The organism is Enterobacter sp. UPMP2061, assembly GCF_053709615.1.
This window is the reverse complement of the sequence record NZ_JBSKJP010000002.1, coordinates 269992-287380: the sequence shown is the minus strand read 5'-3', so window position 1 is coordinate 287380 and position 17389 is coordinate 269992. Positions and strand designations below refer to the sequence as shown.

Here is a 17389-nt window from a genome sequence, read left to right as displayed (position 1 = left end):
CGCCGAGAGGATTAGAAACCGGCGCTCACGCCAATGTACGGGCCGTCTGCCAGGGCGTTGTCGCGGTTGCCGTCTTTACCGGCCAGGTTCAGATAGCGATAGCCCGCTTCGATAGTGATCGGACGCATGATGGTCCAGCGCGCGCCGGCATTAGCTTCCTGATAGCTGTCGATACCGCTGGAGAGGGAATCCGGGGAGTAGTAGTACTCACCGAACAGGCCAAAGCTGTCGCCAATTTTCCACTGCAAGCCGCCGCCCACTGCCGCCGCGTAGCCTTCGTCGCCGTCGTTCGGGTTGGCGTAAATGCCTTTACCGCCGACGGTCGCCAGGAAGGGACCCAACGGCACGTTGAAGCCGAGGCCCAGGCTTGCCGCATCCCCATCGTCGTCGTTGTGCGTCCAGCCGCCGGTCATTGCCAGGCCTGCGCTATCCGTGCCAAGACCAAAGCCCAGATGGGTATAATCTTGTCCCGCCGAGCCGTTGAAGGAAATTGCGTTTGCCGCTGCTGAAACAAACATCAGGCCGCTTAAGCCCATTAATGCCACTTTTTTCATTGTCGTGATCCCGCACAATTTATTCAGAGATGTCCAAAAACCGCGAGATTTTAACCTGACTGCCTGTGTGATCAATGGACTCCGCGTGCGGCGGGCAATTAGTTTGTAACGATTTGATAATATCGGCATTTATACCTGCATCAGAAAGCGCATTTTCACGCTCAGCCCACCCAGATTTTCACTGGGCATCAGCTGAAGATGGCTGCGGTGCAGGCGGGCAATATCGTTAGCCAGCGCCAGGCCAATGCCGGACCCGGCGGCATCGCCCACGTTATCCAACCGATGAAACGGCAGCATGGCCTGGGAGATCTGGTCTTCAGCAATGCCCGGTCCGCTGTCCTCCACGCTCAGCTCAACGGCATCGTTAGCCGTGCGCAGGTACACCGTCACGACGCCCTGCTCCGGTGTGTATTTGATCGCGTTCTCCAGCAGGTTGGCGCAAAGTTCGCCCAGCAACACGTCATCCCCCTCAATCATTACCGGCTGCTGTACGCCGTCATAACCGAGATCGATACCCTTGCTGCGCGCCTGCGCCAGCCGGGAAAAGCAGCAGTTTTGCACCACCTGTACCAGATCGACAGGCGCAAACTGTCGCTCCCCCTGCTCTTTTCGCTTCACCGCCGAAAGCTGCAACAGCCTTTCCGTCAGCACGATGGTGTTATCCAGCGTGACGTTCATCGCCCGTAAGCTCTCCTGCCACAGCGCCGGATCGTTACGCGTCAGGGCAACCGATACCTGGGTTTTCAGCACCGCCAGCGGCGTTTTGAGCTGGTGTGAGGCGTCGGCGTTAAAGCGCGCCTGCCGCGAAAGTACGCCGCGCAACCTGTCGATATAGCGGTTAAATGCCACAATCAGCAGCCGCGTTTCCGACCAGGGCAGCAGCTCCGGCAGCGGAGCCAGCAGCCCCGGCTCACGGCGCACCATCAGGGACGAGAGCTGCCGCATCGGGCGCAGCACGCGACGCAGCAGCCACGCGGTCAGGACCAGCGTCAGCAGCACCAGCAGCCCCTGCGACACGAGCGAGGAAAACAGCAGCTGAGTGGCCAGATAGCGCCGCGACTGCAACGTTTCGGCGACGTAGATCTCCGCCATCCCGAACACACTGTCCTCGTTAACCGGCTGGAGCAGCTTCGCCACGCGGATCGCCTGCCCGCGATACTCGGTATGATAAAACCAAGCCAGCGCCGGATAGTGTGTAGTGCGCGACGTGGAGGGAGGCATATTCGGCAGATCGTCGTAGCCGGAGATCGTCCGCCCGTCAGGGTCCACGACCTTGTAATAGAGGCGATCGTTCATGTTCAGCTCGAAGCTGTCGAGCACGACCCAGGGCACGTTCACCTGGAGTTTACCGTTGTGCACCACCAGCCGCTCTGACACCGTGCGCGCCGAGGATAACAGCGTGCGGTCATAGGCCTGCGTCGCCGCCTGTAACGCGCTAACGTAGCTGTTAAAGGCTGACAGCCCCCATAACAGCAGCAGCGGCAAACCCAGAAAAAGCAAAAGTTGCAGGTAAAGCGACTGCGGCTTAACCCACCTCATCGCCGCACTCCAGCACGTAGCCCAGCCCCCGGAGGGTAATGATCCGCACCCCGCTGCCGGTCAGCTTCTTACGCAGGCGGTGAATATAGAGATCGATGCTCTCGGGGCTGACGTCGTCGTTCAGGCTGAATACCTGGTCGAAAAGCTGTTGCCGGGAGACGGGACGGGTCCGGCGGTGCATCAGCACCTTCAGCAAAGAGAGTTCGCGCGGCGTGAGGGAAAGGGGTTCATCGCGCAGCAGAAAAAAGCCTTCATCATCGTACTCCAGCTCTCCCAGCCGCTGGCGCTCCTGGGTTCGTCCTTCGCTGCGGCGCAGCAGCGCGCGCAGGCGGGCATCAAGCTCCTCCAGCTCGAACGGTTTCGGCAGGTAGTCATCCGCCCCGGCATTCAACCCCTTCACCCTGTCTGCCACGTTGCTGCGGGCGGTAAGAAACAGCACCGGCAGCGTCTGCCCGCGTTTTCTCAGGCGATGCACCACCTCCAGCCCGTCGAAGCCGGGCATGCCGATATCAAGGATCGCGACGGCATAGTTTTCTCCCTGCAAAAGATGATCGGCCGCCCGTCCATCGTTGACGCAATCCACGGCAAATCCGTTTTGTACCAGCGCTTTTTCCAGCCAGTGAGCCAGCTCACGATTATCTTCCGCCAGTAAGAGACGCATATCACATCCTGTAAAGTTGGTGTCGCAGTGAAAGGGAAATGAAAGGTTATTGTTTTAACAATCACGCAACGGAACCGCTACAAGGTGGTTCACATAATCAGAAAAAATACACCCGTACCCGTACTCCCGGTTCTCCGGCGTGAGGATAAACGATGAAAAAACAATTACTTTCTACCCTTGCTGCAAGCGTATTGCTGTTGAGTGCCTCTGTCGTCCAGGCGCAAGACGCGCCATCCCGTACCGAATGTATCGCCCCGGCCAAACCCGGCGGCGGCTTCGACCTGACCTGTAAGCTGATTCAGGTCAGCCTGCTGGAGACGAAGGCCATCGAGAAACCGATGCGCGTCACCTACATGCCCGGCGGCGTGGGCGCGGTAGCCTATAACGCCATCGTCGCGCAGCGCCCTGCCGAAGCGGGCACCGTGGTGGCCTTCTCCGGCGGTTCGCTGCTGAACCTGTCGCAGGGGAAATTTGGTCGTTATGACGTGAATGACGTGCGCTGGCTCGCCACCGTAGGCACCGATTACGGCATGATCGCCGTGCGCGCGGACTCCCCGTGGAAATCCCTGAAAGATCTGCTGACCGCCATGGAAAAAGATCCGAACAGCGTGGTCATTGGCGCGGGCGCCTCTATCGGCAGCCAGGACTGGATGAAAGCCGCGCTGCTGGCGCAGCAGGCCAAAGTGGATCCGCACAAGATGCGTTACGTGGCCTTTGAAGGCGGCGGCGAGCCGGTGACGGCGCTGATGGGCAATCACGTCCAGGCGGTATCGGGCGATCTCAGCGAAATGGTGCCCTACCTGAGCGGGGATAAGATCCGCGTGCTGGCGGTCTTCTCGGAAAACCGTCTGCCGGGCCAGCTGGCAGACGTCCCAACCGCTAAAGAGCAGGGTTATAACCTGGTCTGGCCGATCATCCGCGGCTTCTTCGTCGGGCCAAAAGTGACCGACGCCGAGTACCAGTGGTGGGTGGATACCTTCGCAAAACTTCAGCAAACCGAGGAGTTCAAAAAACAGCGCGATCTGCGCGGGCTGTTTGAGTTCAACCTGAACGGCAAGCAGCTGGACGAGTATGTCAAAAAACAGGTGAATGACTACCGAGAACAGGCGAAAGCCTTTGGTCTGGCGAAATAACCGGAGGCGCTATGAGCGATCGCATTTTTGCCGGGATATGGCTGCTGCTCTGCATTGGCGGCATGTTCGTCGCCTGGCAGATCCACAGCGAATACAGCTATGAACCCGTGGGGCCACGCCCCTTCCCCGTCGGCATTGTCGGCCTGATGCTGCTCTGCTCGGTGGCGCTGCTGCTGCGCCATCCGGATACCGTGGAGTGGCCGCCACGCCGTACGCTGCAACGTCTGCTGGTAATGGTAATTGTCCTGCTGATGTATGCGTGGGGCTTTGAGTGGCTCGGCTTCCCGATTGCCACCGCCCTGCTGACGATGGTGATTGGCATACTGTTTAACGCCTCGCTGCCTGCGGCGGGGATCTCCGGGGTCGTACTGGGCATTTTACTCTGGTACGCCTTCGACCGCCTGCTGGACGTGACCCTGCCGCTCGGCGCATGGTTTAACTAACGGAGCACGCTATGGATACCTGGATCTATCTCTCTCAGGGGTTCGCGGTAGCGATGACCCCGGAAAACCTGGTGATCGCCCTGATCGGCTGTTTCGTCGGGACCATCGTCGGCCTGCTGCCGGGCCTTGGCCCTATCAACGGCGTGGCGATTTTACTGCCGCTGGCCTTTGCGCTACACCTGCCTGCGGAATCGGCGCTGATCCTGCTGGCGACGGTCTATATCGGCTGCGAATACGGGGGGCGTATTTCCTCGATTCTGCTTAACGTGCCCGGCGATGCCGCCGCCATTATGACCGCGCTGGATGGCTACCCGATGGCGCAGCAGGGGCGCGGCGGCGTGGCGCTCTCTATTTCTGCCGTCAGCTCGTTCTTTGGCTCCATGATCGCCATTGGCGGCATCATCCTCTTCGCCCCGGCGCTGGCCCAGTGGTCGCTGGCGTTTGGTCCGGCCGAGTATTTTGCCCTGATGGTGTTCGCCATCGCCTGTCTCGGCAGCATGATGGCGCAGAATCCGCTGAAGTCGTTTTTGTCTGCGTTGATTGGCCTCAGTCTGGCCACCGTCGGCGTGGATGCCAACACCGGGGTTTATCGTTTTACCTTCGACAGCGTTCATCTCTCCGACGGCGTGCAGTTTATCGTCGTGGTGATTGGTCTGTTCTCTGTCTCAGAAATCTTACTGATGCTGGAGCATACCAGCAGCGGGCAGACGCTGGTGCGTAAAACCGGACGTATGCTCTTTAATGCCAAAGAGGGGGCGCAGTGTATTGGCGCCACCCTGCGTTCGTCGGTGATCGGTTTCTTCGTCGGCATTCTGCCCGGCGCGGGGGCTACTATCGCCAGCGCCATCACCTACATGACCGAGAAAAAGCTGAGCGGTAACAGCGACAGCTTCGGCAAAGGCGATATCCGCGGCGTGGCGGCGCCGGAGGCGGCGAATAACGCCTCGGCCTGCGGCTCGTTTATCCCGATGCTGACCCTCGGCGTGCCGGGCTCCGGCACCACGGCGGTAATGATGGGCGCGCTGACGCTCTATAACATCACCCCGGGTCCGGCGATGTTTACCGAGCAGCCCGATATCGTCTGGGGTTTAATTGCCGCCCTGCTGATCGCCAACGTGATGTTGCTGGTAATGAACATCCCGCTGATCGGCCTGTTCACCCGCATGCTGACCATTCCCCTGTGGTTCCTGGTCCCGGCCATCGCCGCCGTCTCTGCGGTTGGGGTGTACGCGGTGCACAGCACCACCTTCGACCTGGTGTTGATGGTGCTGCTCGGCGTGCTGGGCTACATTCTGCGCAAGATGCACTTCCCGATGTCGCCGCTGATTTTAGGGTTTGTGCTGGGGGAAATGCTGGAGCAGAACCTGCGCCGCGCCCTCTCCATCAGCAATGGCAACATGGGGATCCTGTGGGAGAGCAGCGTGACGAAGATCCTGCTGGCAATGGCGATTATGGTGATTGTCGTGCCGCCGGTGCTGCGCTGGGTCCGCCGACGCCAGCACAAACCGCAGCCGGATATCGGTTGATTAGCCCCTCAACAGGGCATTGACCCACTGCTTTAACGCCTGGCGGGAGATTTTAATCCCGCCATTTTTCAGTTCTGACGGCAGCGCCAGCCAGTGTACCGGCTGCTCAAAGCGCGCCAGCCTGCCCTGAACCCACTCCGGCAGCAGCGTGATATCCGTGCCCGGCTCGCATTCCACTACCGCCACCGGACGTTGCCCATACTCGGCATCATCCAGCGGAACGACAAACGCCTGGCTTACCTGCGGATGCGTGGCGATAACGCGCTCCAGCGCTTCGGGCTGGATCCCTTCTCCGCCGCTGAAAAAGAGATTGTCCATTCGGCCCAGAATGGTCAGGCGTCCGTCATGCCACTCGCCGCGATCGCGGGTGGCGAACCAGCCCTGCTCATTGACCAGAGGCAATAATGCGCCGTCTCGCCAGTAGCCCGCCGCCATGCTTTCCGCCCGGAGCCAGACTTCACCGTTCACCACCTGAACGTCTCTGCCCGGCAGCGCGCTGCCCACGTCCGGCGCGCCGTCGGCCTCTTTGGCGCAGACGGTGGAGGCGAACTCGGTCAGACCGTAACCGCAGAACGTACGGATCCCCTGCTCGCGCGCCTGTTCGGTCAGCGCAACGGGGATTTCCGCCCCGCCGAGCAGCACGGCTTTCAGCGCGACGGGATGGTGTGAATTAAGCAGCCGCCACAGCTGCGTTGGCACCAGCGAGGCGTGGGTACAGCCCTGTAGCGCCTGCTCCAGCGGCTGTTTTTCACGCACGGTGAGACGGCCTCCGCCCTGCAACCAGCGCCACAAAATCCCCTGACCGGAGACGTGAAACAGCGGCAGAGAGAGCAGCCAGTCATCGCTACCGCCGTAAGGCATCAGCGCCAGCACGCCCTTTGCGCTGGCAAGGTGGGCGGCACAGGTGTGCACCGCCGCTTTCGGCAAGCCGGTGGAGCCAGAGGTGAGCGTCATTGAGGCCAGCCGTTCTGCCCGCCACGTCACGCCGCCCTGCCCCTCGCCCTCTCTTAATACCAGCCCGGGCAGACCGTCATACTCACCGTTAAGCACCAGCGCAAAACGCAGGGTCATCTGCGGCAGGAGGACGTCCAGCAGCGGACGGGGAAGCTGAGGGTTCACTGGCAAAATGCGGGCGCCGCACTGAAGCAGCGCCAGCCAGGCCAGCAGGGTCTGCGGGTGGTTGTGGGCGAGCAGCATGACGCCGTCACCGTCCGTAACGCCCTGAGACTGAAAACCGGCTGCGAGACGATCGATACGCTCGCCCAGCTGAGACCAGCTGAGCGTTATATCGTCTAAACGCAGCGCGGATTTATCGGCACGCCGGGTGCGCCAGTACCGCCACGGCCAGTCGGTAAAACTCATCGCAGTGGCTCCAGCGCCCCGACGTCGAGGCACGGCAAGGCGCTGCCAGGCCACTGACGAATCAGCTGGGCCTGCATCAGGTTTAGCGTATCGAGACCGGGAACGGTGTCCGGCGTTAACCATGCAGCGATGCGCGCCAGCTGCGTCAGGCCGAGGCTGGATTCGATGGATGAACTGATCACCGCCGTCAGCCCTGCGGCATGGGCCGCCGCAACCTGCTCGCGCACCTTGTCGAGGCTGCCGGTCAGCGTTGGCTTAATCACCACGGCCCTGACGCCCGGCTCGGCGGCAAACGCGAAATCGGCTTCGCGCAGGCTCTCATCCCAGGCGATGGCAATGCCGGTTTCCCGGGCAAAGGCGCGCGAGTCGTCGCGCGTTTTGCACGGCTCTTCGAGAAACGCGATGCGGCTGCGGTACGCCGGGTTGACGTACTTCGCAAACTGCTGCGCCCTGAGCGGCGTCCAGGCGCGGTTGGCGTCCAGGCGCAGGTGCAGATCGGGAATGGCTTCCAGTAACAGGTTAACCACCATTCCGTCGCGCACCGCTTCGTACAGGCCGACCTTTATTTTCGCCACCTTTTCGCCAGGCATCGCGGAAAGGAGCGCGAAAAGTTCATCCGGATCGCCGGTACAGAGCGGCGCGGCGCGATAGTTCGCCGCATCCGGTAAACTGCCGTCCAGCTCTGCCAGCGCACAGCTGATGCCGAACGCGGCGGAAGGAACGTCCGGCAGCGCCGGGTCTGCTCCCTCACGCCATTCGTACGTCCAGGCCATCAGCGCAGCCTGCACCTCGTCCGGCGTTTCCAGGCTAAAGCCCGGAAGCGGGGCGATTTCGCCCCACCCTTCCCGCTCGCCCTGCCGGAGATGCACGAAAAAGCCGTCACGGGTTTTTAACCGCCGTTCACGCAGCACCACGCCCGCGTCCATCGGTATCTGCCAGCGGTAAACCTGCGCGCAACGCATTACGGGTTCCGTTTGTATTTGCTGAAGTCCGGCTGGCGTTTTTCGTTGAACGCGTTGCGCCCTTCCTGACCCTCTTCGGTCATATAGAACAGCATGGTGGCGTTACCTGCCAGCTCCTGAAGGCCCGCCTGACCGTCACAGTCGGCGTTGAGGGCCGCTTTCAGGCAGCGCAGCGCCATTGGGCTGTTTTGCAGCATTTCGCGACACCAGCGCACGGTCTCTTTTTCCAGATCGGCGATCGGCACCACGGTGTTAACCAGCCCCATATCCAGCGCTTCCTGGGCGTTGTACTGACGGCACAGGAACCAGATTTCGCGGGCTTTTTTCTGACCGACAATGCGCGCCATATAGGACGCGCCCCAGCCGCCGTCGAAAGAGCCGACTTTCGGGCCGGTCTGACCGAAAATGGCATTTTCCGCCGCGATCGTCAGATCACACATCATGTGCAGCACGTGACCGCCGCCGATGGAATACCCTGCCACCATCGCGACCACCGGTTTTGGACAGGTGCGGATCTGGCGCTGGAAATCCAGCACGTTCAGGTGGTGCGTGCCCGCATCATCCTGGTATCCGCCGTAGTCACCGCGCACTTTCTGATCGCCGCCGGAGCAGAAGGCTTTCTCCCCTTCCCCGGTGAGGATGATGACGCCGATAGTGTCGTCGTAGCGGGCATCCGCCAGCGCCTGGATCATCTCTTTTACGGTCAGCGGACGAAACGCGTTGCGCACCTGTGGACGGTTGATGGTGATTTTGGCGATACCATCGGCGGATTTGTGGTAACGAATGTCGGTGTAGCCTTCGGAGCAGTCCTGCCATTCAACCGGCGCGTAAAGCATGTGTTCATCAGGATAGATCATAGCGTGTCCTTTGTTCGATAACGCAGTATCTGAGCCAGACTCGCGGCAACCGCGTCCGGGTTGTCCCGGTGGGCGTTGTGTCCGGCGTGAGGGATAGCATGACGCGTGGCGTTAAGTTCAGCGGCGATAGCTGCAAACTTCCCGTCACGTTCGCCATAGAGATAGTCAAAAGAAAAATCACGCGCGGTGAGCGCGGGACGTAAATCAGGCTGAACGGCAAGCGAGGTGGCTTCCAGCATCTCTGCCAGCCTCGGGCCGTTGTTCCGGCTGCGCAGCGCGATCAGCGCCTTGCGCTGTTCATCCGTAAGGGAGGCAAAGACCGGCTGTTGATACCAGTCGGCAAAGACGGCCTCCAGCGGCTCACTGCAAAACCGTGACGCCCAGCGGCGGTCAGAGATCAGCCGGGCCTGGCGCGCATCGGCGTCTTGCAGGCCCGGGTGTCCACCTTCCACAATCACCCCGTCTAACCCCGCAGGATGCTGGCAGGCATGGAACATCGCAATGCGGCCGCCGAGGGAGTACCCCACGAGCCAGTATCTTAGTATGTTGTAACTAATAAGGATATGCGAGAGCAATTCACTTACCTCTGCAAACCCCGTCACGCCCGTATCCGCTGAACCACCGTGCCCGGGCAGGTCAATGTAGAGCCGGGGGTAGTCATGCAGCGACGCCCCGACAGCCTGCCACTCGCGACAGTCGCCGGAAAAACCGTGCAGGAAAACCAGCCAGGGGTAGCCTGGTTTTCCTGGCTGGGAGACGCCTGCGAGGATCACAGGTGACTCACCTGCGCAAGCAGATGTTGCAGCTTCTGCGCGCCGTCAGCATCGTTTACCACCAGCTCAATCAGCGTCGCGCCAGGCTGCCGCCAGGCGGTGTTCAGCGCCGTCTCCAGCGCGTCCCAGTTTTCCGGGCGATGGTACTTGAGGCTGAACATGGCGGCGGCATGTTCGAACTGCACGTTTTGCGGCATCAGATAGAAGCGCTCACGCTCGCTTTGCGGCGTCGGCAGCAACGAGAAAATCTGCCCGCCGTTATTGTTCACAACAATCAGCACGAACGGAGCCGACGCCTGACGCAGGAGCGCCAGCGCGTTGAGATCGTAGAGGGCTGAGAGATCCCCCACAATCGCCAGCGTGGATTTCGCGCTGGCCCGCTGTACGCCAGCGGCGGTGGAGATCAGGCCGTCAATGCCGCTCGCGCCCCGGTTGCTGTACACCGGATAACCCGCCGGCAGCTGCGAAAAGGCGTCAATCAGGCGCACCACCAGGCTGTTACCGACAAAAAGTTGTCCCTGCTCGGGAAGATATTTGCGGATACGGTGCGCAAGCCCGGCTTCACTGAACGCCTCGCACTGCGCTTTGGTGAGTTCCCACGCCTGACGTGACAGCGCCGGGATCTCCACCGCCCAGGGTTTGCGTTTTTCCGCCGGATGCAATTCCAGCCAGCTGTCAATGTTGCTCACCAGGCGGCGGCCGCGATGGTGCGCCGGGTCAAGGCGTCCTTCGAGCGGATCCACCAGCCAGTACTCTTCTGGGGTACAGGTGGCCTGCCACTGGAGCAGACGCTTCCCCGTCAGGCTCGATCCCAGCTGGACGACAATCTGCGCCTGCGCCAGCTCGGTAACCGCTTTCGCGTTACCCAGCCAGAGGTCGGCGCAGGGCAGCGGCTGGCCCGTCTGGGAAAGCACGTCACCAATCAGCGGCCAGCCAAGCATTTGTGCCCACTCCGCCGCCAGCTTGCCTTCCGCCGCACTCATCCGCCCGGCAATCACCACGCCGCGCTTCTGGCGCCAGAAGAACCAGTCGCGCTGTTTTGCGCTTTCCAGATGCGTCTGCTCGCGCAGCCAGGGTTTTTCGCTCTCCCACCAGTCTCCCAGCTGCTGTTGCCAGACGAGGCCAGTATCGTTCATTTCGCCGTACAGCGGCTCGGCAAACGGGCAGTTAATGTGCAGCCCGCCGCTGCGCAGTGCGTTCATGGCGTGGTCGAGAGTTGAGACCAGCCAGCTGGCGGGAATGTCCTGAGTGGGGCGCGGCAACGAGACCGTCTGTGAAGGATGCGAGGCAAAAATGCCAGGCTGACGAATCGCCTGATTAGCACCGCAGTCAATAAGTTCCGGGGGACGGTCGGCAGTGAGTAAAATCAGCTTTTCGCCGGTTAATCCCGCTTCTATCAGCGCCGGATACAGGTTCGCCACCGCCGTGCCGGAGGTGACTATCACCGCCACGGGCGCTTTGCTGACTTTCGCCAGCCCGAGCGCCAGATGGCCCAGACCCCGCTCATCAAAATGGGTGTGGTGAATAAAAGCCCGGTTTTCCGCGGCAGCAAGGGTGAGCGGCGTGGAGCGAGAGCCCGGGGCAATACACACATGCCTGACACCATGACGGGTCAGGGCTTCAAGGATCACCGCCGCCCAGCGTCGGTTAAAAGAACTTACTGACATGAGATTGTCCAGTATCAAGAATGCGACACAGTATAAATAATAGAAAAAGTCAGAATTTTGATATGAATCGGGATTGCACGAATCAGTATTAATCCCTTAGGAGAAGGGAACGCAGCCCGGCGGCCTTGTTTTCGATCTCCTGCCACTCCTGCTCCGGATCGGAGCCGCTGACGATGCCCGCCCCCGCATAAAGACGCAGCGCAGCGTCGTGAACGCGGGCGGAGCGTAATGCCACACAGAATTCGCTTTGATCGCGCGATAAATAGCCCGCCGACCCGGCGTACCACTCCCGGTCAAACGGCTCCACTTTCGCAATAAATTCTCGCGCCGCCTGTCGCGGCAGCCCGGCCACCGCCGCCGTCGGTTGCAGAATATGCAGGCACTGCTCGTCGTCAGGCTGTTTAAGTTCGGTCCAGATACAGCGACGTAAATGCTGCACCTTGCGCAGACGCAGCACCTGCGCAGGCAGGATCTCCAGCGTCCGGGTATGGTGCTGAAGACGCTGGCAGATATCTTCCACCACCAGCATATTTTCCCGCTGATTTTTGTCGTCATTCATCAGCCAGTCGCCCAGACGCTGGGCCTGCTTATCGTCAGAATGGCTGGCGACGGTGCCTGCCAGCGCTTCAGTGCGCAGCAGCGTGCCGCGTCGCCGCCACAGGCGTTCAGGCGTCGAGCCGAGGAACGCGTTGCTGGCGTCAAAGACCATACAAAAATGATAGCAGTTGAGGTTTAGCGCGCGGCTGGCAGCCATCAGCGCGATGGCGTTCACGGGCTGCTGGCAATGCACGTCTGTAGCACGTGCGAGGACCACTTTCTCAAAATCGCCGCGAGCAAGGGTATCCGTCGCCTGACGAATCAACGCCAGCCATTCCGGTTTTTCCGGATGATGGGTTTCCTGCACAATCTGCACGGACAACGGGCGGATCGGCGCGGCGTCGCGCAGGTTATCGACAAAATTAAGCGCCTCACGGGCATCTTCCCGCAGCGACGTTTCGCTCCACAGTTGCAGACGCAGCGTGGCGACCCCGCCAGACCGTCGCCAGAGAAGGCGCGGTAAAAACAACTTGCCCTGCGCTGGGTTGAAGGCGTTCAGGCCGCAGATACGGGTGTCATTGGCTACGTCGTGGGTGTGCAAAAACCGCGAGGCCGAGGCCAGAGAATCGAAATGGGCGAGGCTTCCGAGCGCGGCAAGTTCTTCATCACCGCTGCGCTGTTGCCAGTAAAACTGAGGATAGCATCGCTGCACACCGAGCCAGGCCAGCGGATCGAAGGCGTCGTTTAACGGGAAAGAGACATCGAAATGGCGTAAACCGGGTGTAGCTGGCAATGCTTGCGCAAGCTGAGTACGCAGGCTTTGCAGCGCGAGGAAAATCGAGTGCACGCGAACCTCTCCCTGTTAAAGCCTTATATTATACGGGGTACTGACGATAAATAGCAGTACCCACGTGTAGGGAGTGGTTTACCGGCTTAACGACGGGCTAACATCAGACCCAGCACCAGCCCTACGGCCGCACCGACCCCAATGCCCTGCCACGGTTTTTCATGCACATAATCGTCGGCACGATAAACCGCCTGCTTGGCGCGGTAGTAGTAATTGTCGGATGCGTTACTGACGCGGTTTTTCACGTCATGCAGCGCCTGCTCGGCGCGGGCTTTGAGCTCAATGTACTTCTGATCGGCAGGATCGCCTGAAGAGCGCAGCACTTCTTCCAGCGTTTCGCTTAGCAGCGTCAGGTCGTCGTCGACTCGGGTATCCCAGGATTGAAATGACATATTTTTCTCCATGTTAGTACACCAGTCCGGTAACTATAGACAACGTATTGCTATTGCGCCTGTTTCGCTTCGCGTGCCATGCCGATGTGTGGGATGCCGTCTTCGTCGTAAATGTCCGTGACCGGGGTAAAACCAAAATGGCCATAGAATGATTGCAAATGCGCCTGCGCGCCCAGGTATAACGCCTTGTCCGGCCACTGTTTCTGGCATGCGTCCAGCGTTTTTTCCATCAGCTGATAGCCCAGCTTTTCACCGCGCGCGCGGCCGCTGATAATGACGCGGCCAATGACGACAGGGTCAAAATCCTCTTCGCTTTTCAGAATCCTCGCATACGCCACCAGCTCGTTATCGCGCCAGCCGAGGATGTGCCGGTTCTCGCCGATCAGGTCATCGCCGTCGATATCCTGATACGGGCAGGTTTGTTCAACCACAAAGACTTCGCAGCGCAGCTTGAGCAGGGCGTAGAGTGAATGCACGGTCAGTTCGCTGTGGTGTAGATCTTGCCACTGGATCATGTGTTTCTCCTTCCTGGGGTTCATCACGTTATACTAAACCCCTTCCCATTCGGCAAAGGGCTGATTGCGTTATGGAACTGATTTTTCTGGGTACGTCCGCCGGGGTGCCAACCCGCTCACGAAACGTGACGGCGATTCTGCTGGATCTTAAGCATCCTACCCGGGGTGGGCTGTGGCTGTTTGACTGCGGCGAGGGTACGCAACATCAGCTGCTGCATACCTCATACCACCCGGGGAAAGTGGATAAAATATTTATCACCCATCTGCACGGCGACCATCTGTTTGGCCTGCCGGGCCTGCTGTGCAGCCGTTCGATGGCCGGTAACGCTAACCCGCTGACCATTTATGGCCCCGCGGGTATTCAGGAATTCGTTGAAACCACGCTGCGCCTGAGCGGCTCGTGGACCGATTATCCGCTGGAGGTGTTAGAGATCGGCGAGGGTCTGGTGTTCGATGACGGAGATTACCTGGTGCGCGCTTACCCGCTTAACCATCCGGTGGAATGCTACGGCTATCGCGTTGAGGAGCATGACAAGCCCGGGGCGCTGAACGCCGCCGCGTTGCAGGCCGATGGAGTGAAACCTGGCCCGCTGTTCCAGCGTCTGAAGCACGGCGAGACCGTCACGCTGGAAGACGGGCGCGTCATCAACGGTCAGGATTACCTCGCCCCACCGCAGCCGGGCAAAAAACTGGCTATTTTTGGGGATACCGCCCCCTGCCCTTCGGCGCTCAGGCTTGCCAGAGGTGTAGATGTGATGGTGCATGAGGCGACGCTGGAAGCGGCGATGGAAGAAAAAGCCAACAGCCGGGGGCACAGCTCTACGCGTCAGGCGGCGCAGCTGGCACGTGAGGCTGGCGTCCGGAAACTGATTGTTACTCACGTCAGCTCACGCTATGACGTCCGCGGCGCTGAAAGCCTGCTGGCAGAGTGCCGGGAAGTATTTCCGGCATGCGAGCTGGCGGAAGATTTTGCTCAGGTCAGCGTTTAGTCCTTCATTTTTCCCTCAGCGTGCCGATAACGATTAAAAGGCCAGCATTTCTCTTGAGGGTAGAATGGATAATTTCCAGAAAGATATTGATGACAGGGCGAACCTGACCCTGTCCAACCGTTTTGAACTGTTGCTGTTCCGTCTTGGCACCTCTCTGAACGAAAATAAATCCGAGCTGTTCGGCATCAACGTATTCAAATTGCGCGAAATTGTGCCGATGCCGACCTTCACCAAACCGGCGGGAATGAAGTCTCCGCTGATGGGGATGGTGAACATTCGTGACCAGGTGATCCCGGTGATCGATCTGGCCGCCGTCGCCGGCTGCAAACCAGCCACCGGGCTGAACATCCTGCTGATCACCGAATATGCCCGCAGCGTGCAGGCGTTTGCCGTAGAATCGGTGGAAAACATCATGCGTCTGGACTGGAAGCAGGTGCACGCCGCGGAAACCGCCGTCAGCGGTCGCTACATCACCAGCATTGCCTGTCTGGACGAGAAGACCGATACCAACGATCTGGCGATGGTGCTGGACGTGGAGCAGATCCTGTACGACATCACCCCGGCGAACCACGATCTGCACGCCACCCATCTGGAAACCACCAAATTCAACATCAAGCCTGGCTCTGTCGCGATTGTTGCAGAAGATTCAAAAGTAGCGCGCTCAATGCTGGAGAAGGGATTGCAGGCGATGGAGATCCCGGCCCAGCTGCATATCACCGGCAAAGACGCATGGGAGAAAATCACTCAGCTGGCCGCGCAGGCACAGGCCGAGGGCGTTCCCGTTACCGATAAGATTGCCCTGGTATTAACCGACCTCGAAATGCCGGAGATGGACGGATTTACGCTGACGCGAAAAATCAAATCCGACCCGGTACTGAAAGATATTCCGGTGGTGATCCACTCGTCTCTTTCCGGCAACGCGAACGAAGATCATATTCGCAAAGTGAAGGCGGACGGCTATGTGGCGAAGTTTGAGCTGAACGAGCTGTCGTCGGTAATTGAAGAGGTGCTGGACCGCTCGATGAAGAAGATTGACGGGCCGTTGATTAGCCGCAAGCAGCTGGCTTAGTCGGGTGGCGCTTCGCTTACCCGACCTACAAGACCCGTAGGCCCTGCAAGCGTAGCGCCGCTGGGCAATAAAAAAGGCAACTTTCGTTGCCTTTTTGCTTTCACCTTACATCAGCGGCATCGCGCGCTGCACGATATCAATCAGCGGCTGCGGATAGATACCGAAGATCAGCACCAGCAGCGCGGAGATCAGCACCACGATACCGCCGGCGCTATACTGCCAGTTGGACGGCGCATCGCGGTTGAGCTGCTGAGGCGCGCTCAGGTACAGGCTCACGGCAACGCGCAGGTAGTAGTAGAGACCAATCGCGGAGCCGATAACGACACCCGCCGTCAGCCACCACAGACCCGCCTGCACACCGACGGCCAGCACGTAGAACTTACCGATAAAGCCCAGCGTCATCGGGATACCCGCCAGAGAGAGCATCATCACGGTCATTACCGCAGACAGAATAGGACGGTGCCAGAACAGACCACGGTAGGAGAACAGGGAATCCGCATCCGGGCCACGGTACGGGCTGGACATCAGGCTCACCACGCCGAATGCGCCGAGGCTGCTAAACAGGTAACCGGCCAGATAGACGCCCACAGTTTCCATCGACATCTCACCGCTTTGCAGCGCAATCAGCGCCACCAGCAGGTAACCCAGATGGGAGATAGAGGAGTAGCCCAGCAGACGCTTGATGTTGGTCTGGCTCAGCGCCATCAGGTTACCGAAGATGATGGACACGAACGCGATAATGCCCAGCACCACGCGGACCGCTTCGCTGTCGCCCACCGGGGCGTACAGGAACAGACGCATGACCACACCGAAGATAGCGATTTTGCTCGCCGTCGCCAGGAAGGTCGAGACCGGTGCAGGGGCACCCTGGTATACGTCTGGCGTCCACAGGTGGAACGGAACCAGTGAGAGTTTAAAGCCAAGGCCAACAATCATCATGCCCAGACCCGCCAGCAGCAGCGGCTCATGCATCATGCCGTCGCCGAGGCTCTTACCGAGCGCCATGAAGGAGAGATTACCCGTCTGTGCGTACAGCAGCGCGATACCGAACAGCAGGAACGACGACGCGGCAGCAGACAGGATCGTGTACTTGATTGCCGCTTCCAGAGAGCGCTTCTGGCGGAAAGCGTAACCAATCAGGCCGAACAGCGGCAGAGAGATCAGCTCAATACCGAGGAACAGCGCGGCCAGGTGGTTCGCGTTCGCCAGCAGAATGCCACCCAGTGCGGCAATCAGTACCAGCAGGTAAAACTCTTCTTTGTTGTCGTTGTAACCTTCGAGCCACGGGTACGCAAAGGTACAGGTTGCCAGGCTCGCCAGCAGCACCAGACCGGTGTAGAGCATGGCGTAACCGTCAACGCGCATCAGCGGCGTGACGTCCATCGCTCCCGCCTGGCCAACAAACCAGAGAGAGACTAACGCAGCGTTCAGACCCAGAACGGACAGGGTCGCATTCAGGAAGTGATTGCGTCGCCACGCAATGGAGAGCATCACAACCACCACCGTCAATCCGACGATCAGCAGCGGTAGCAGCGCGATCAGTTGTTGTGGAGTTATTGTCAT

17 protein-coding genes are annotated in these 17389 nt (G+C 59.9%); 5 read left to right on the top strand and 12 right to left on the bottom strand.

All coding sequences use genetic code 11. The annotated features are described in order from the left end of the window. Window positions 1-11: 11 nt before the first annotated feature. The 3 genes from ACWKXX_RS06930 to tctD all read right to left on the bottom strand — a co-directional run bounded on the left by ACWKXX_RS06930 (window position 12) and on the right by tctD (window position 2754). On the bottom strand, window positions 12-554 hold the full coding sequence (locus ACWKXX_RS06930) for a YfaZ family outer membrane protein (RefSeq protein WP_284329614.1): 543 nt from the start codon (window positions 552-554) through the stop codon (window positions 12-14). 129 nt (window positions 555-683) lie between these two features. Next, a complete protein-coding gene (locus ACWKXX_RS06925; protein WP_023304141.1) occupies window positions 684-2093 on the bottom strand; it encodes a sensor histidine kinase in 1410 nt (469 codons plus the stop codon). Further along, complete coding sequence (tctD, locus tag ACWKXX_RS06920) at window positions 2080-2754, bottom strand: transcriptional regulator TctD (protein WP_006811361.1); 675 nt, start codon at window positions 2752-2754, stop codon at window positions 2080-2082. Before tctD ends, ACWKXX_RS06925 begins: the two co-directional genes overlap by 14 nt. Window positions 2755-2906: 152 nt before the next feature. Between tctD and ACWKXX_RS06915 the strand changes: the two genes are divergently transcribed. The 3 genes from ACWKXX_RS06915 to ACWKXX_RS06905 are packed head-to-tail and all read left to right on the top strand — an operon-like array spanning window position 2907 to window position 5856. Further along, window positions 2907-3887: a Bug family tripartite tricarboxylate transporter substrate binding protein gene (locus ACWKXX_RS06915; protein WP_006811363.1), complete on the top strand. Its 981-nt coding sequence runs from the start codon at window positions 2907-2909 to the stop codon at window positions 3885-3887. An 11-nt stretch (window positions 3888-3898) separates the two neighbouring features. Next, entirely contained in the window at window positions 3899-4330 is a 432-nt protein-coding gene (locus ACWKXX_RS06910; protein WP_003859443.1) for a tripartite tricarboxylate transporter TctB family protein, read from the top strand. 11 nt (window positions 4331-4341) lie between these two features. Continuing rightward, a complete protein-coding gene (locus tag ACWKXX_RS06905) occupies window positions 4342-5856 on the top strand; it encodes a tripartite tricarboxylate transporter permease (RefSeq protein WP_006811365.1) in 1515 nt (504 codons plus the stop codon). Here ACWKXX_RS06905 and menE read toward each other — a convergent pair whose 3' ends face one another. The 8 genes from menE to ACWKXX_RS06865 all read right to left on the bottom strand — a co-directional run bounded on the left by menE (window position 5857) and on the right by ACWKXX_RS06865 (window position 13768). Further along, on the bottom strand, window positions 5857-7218 hold the full coding sequence (gene menE, locus ACWKXX_RS06900; RefSeq protein WP_017693011.1) for an o-succinylbenzoate--CoA ligase: 1362 nt from the start codon (window positions 7216-7218) through the stop codon (window positions 5857-5859). Next, window positions 7215-8180 (bottom strand): o-succinylbenzoate synthase, encoded by a 966-nt coding sequence (gene menC / locus ACWKXX_RS06895; protein WP_454540768.1) that lies wholly within the window; start codon window positions 8178-8180, stop codon window positions 7215-7217. The genes menE and menC overlap by 4 nt, the downstream gene beginning before the upstream one ends. Continuing rightward, window positions 8180-9037 (bottom strand): 1,4-dihydroxy-2-naphthoyl-CoA synthase, encoded by an 858-nt coding sequence (gene menB, locus ACWKXX_RS06890; RefSeq protein ID WP_003859452.1) that lies wholly within the window; start codon window positions 9035-9037, stop codon window positions 8180-8182. Before menB ends, menC begins: the two co-directional genes overlap by 1 nt. Then, window positions 9034-9810: a 2-succinyl-6-hydroxy-2,4-cyclohexadiene-1-carboxylate synthase gene (gene menH / locus ACWKXX_RS06885; RefSeq protein WP_261666099.1), complete on the bottom strand. Its 777-nt coding sequence runs from the start codon at window positions 9808-9810 to the stop codon at window positions 9034-9036. Before menH ends, menB begins: the two co-directional genes overlap by 4 nt. Continuing rightward, window positions 9807-11477 (bottom strand): 2-succinyl-5-enolpyruvyl-6-hydroxy-3-cyclohexene-1-carboxylic-acid synthase, encoded by a 1671-nt coding sequence (gene menD / locus ACWKXX_RS06880; protein ID WP_047365186.1) that lies wholly within the window; start codon window positions 11475-11477, stop codon window positions 9807-9809. The genes menH and menD overlap by 4 nt, the downstream gene beginning before the upstream one ends. Before the next feature lie 88 nt (window positions 11478-11565). Continuing rightward, window positions 11566-12861 carry an isochorismate synthase MenF gene (gene menF, locus ACWKXX_RS06875; RefSeq protein ID WP_017693007.1) on the bottom strand — a complete coding sequence of 432 codons (1296 nt, stop codon included), beginning with the start codon at window positions 12859-12861 and terminating at the stop codon, window positions 11566-11568. Between the two features lie 86 nt (window positions 12862-12947). Then, entirely contained in the window at window positions 12948-13253 is a 306-nt protein-coding gene (gene elaB / locus ACWKXX_RS06870) for a stress response protein ElaB (protein ID WP_040117899.1), read from the bottom strand. Between the two features lie 50 nt (window positions 13254-13303). Then, on the bottom strand, window positions 13304-13768 hold the full coding sequence (locus ACWKXX_RS06865; RefSeq protein WP_023295084.1) for a GNAT family N-acetyltransferase: 465 nt from the start codon (window positions 13766-13768) through the stop codon (window positions 13304-13306). 71 nt (window positions 13769-13839) lie between these two features. Between ACWKXX_RS06865 and rbn the strand changes: the two genes are divergently transcribed. Together rbn and ACWKXX_RS06855 are read left to right on the top strand one after the other, a co-directional pair. Beyond that, a complete protein-coding gene (rbn, locus tag ACWKXX_RS06860; RefSeq protein ID WP_015572275.1) occupies window positions 13840-14757 on the top strand; it encodes a ribonuclease BN in 918 nt (305 codons plus the stop codon). A 64-nt stretch (window positions 14758-14821) separates the two neighbouring features. Beyond that, a complete protein-coding gene (locus tag ACWKXX_RS06855) occupies window positions 14822-15826 on the top strand; it encodes a chemotaxis protein (protein ID WP_023304150.1) in 1005 nt (334 codons plus the stop codon). 105 nt (window positions 15827-15931) lie between these two features. On the opposite strand, the gene nuoN is transcribed toward ACWKXX_RS06855, so the two are convergent. Further along, a complete protein-coding gene (gene nuoN, locus ACWKXX_RS06850; RefSeq protein WP_015572273.1) occupies window positions 15932-17389 on the bottom strand; it encodes an NADH-quinone oxidoreductase subunit NuoN in 1458 nt (485 codons plus the stop codon).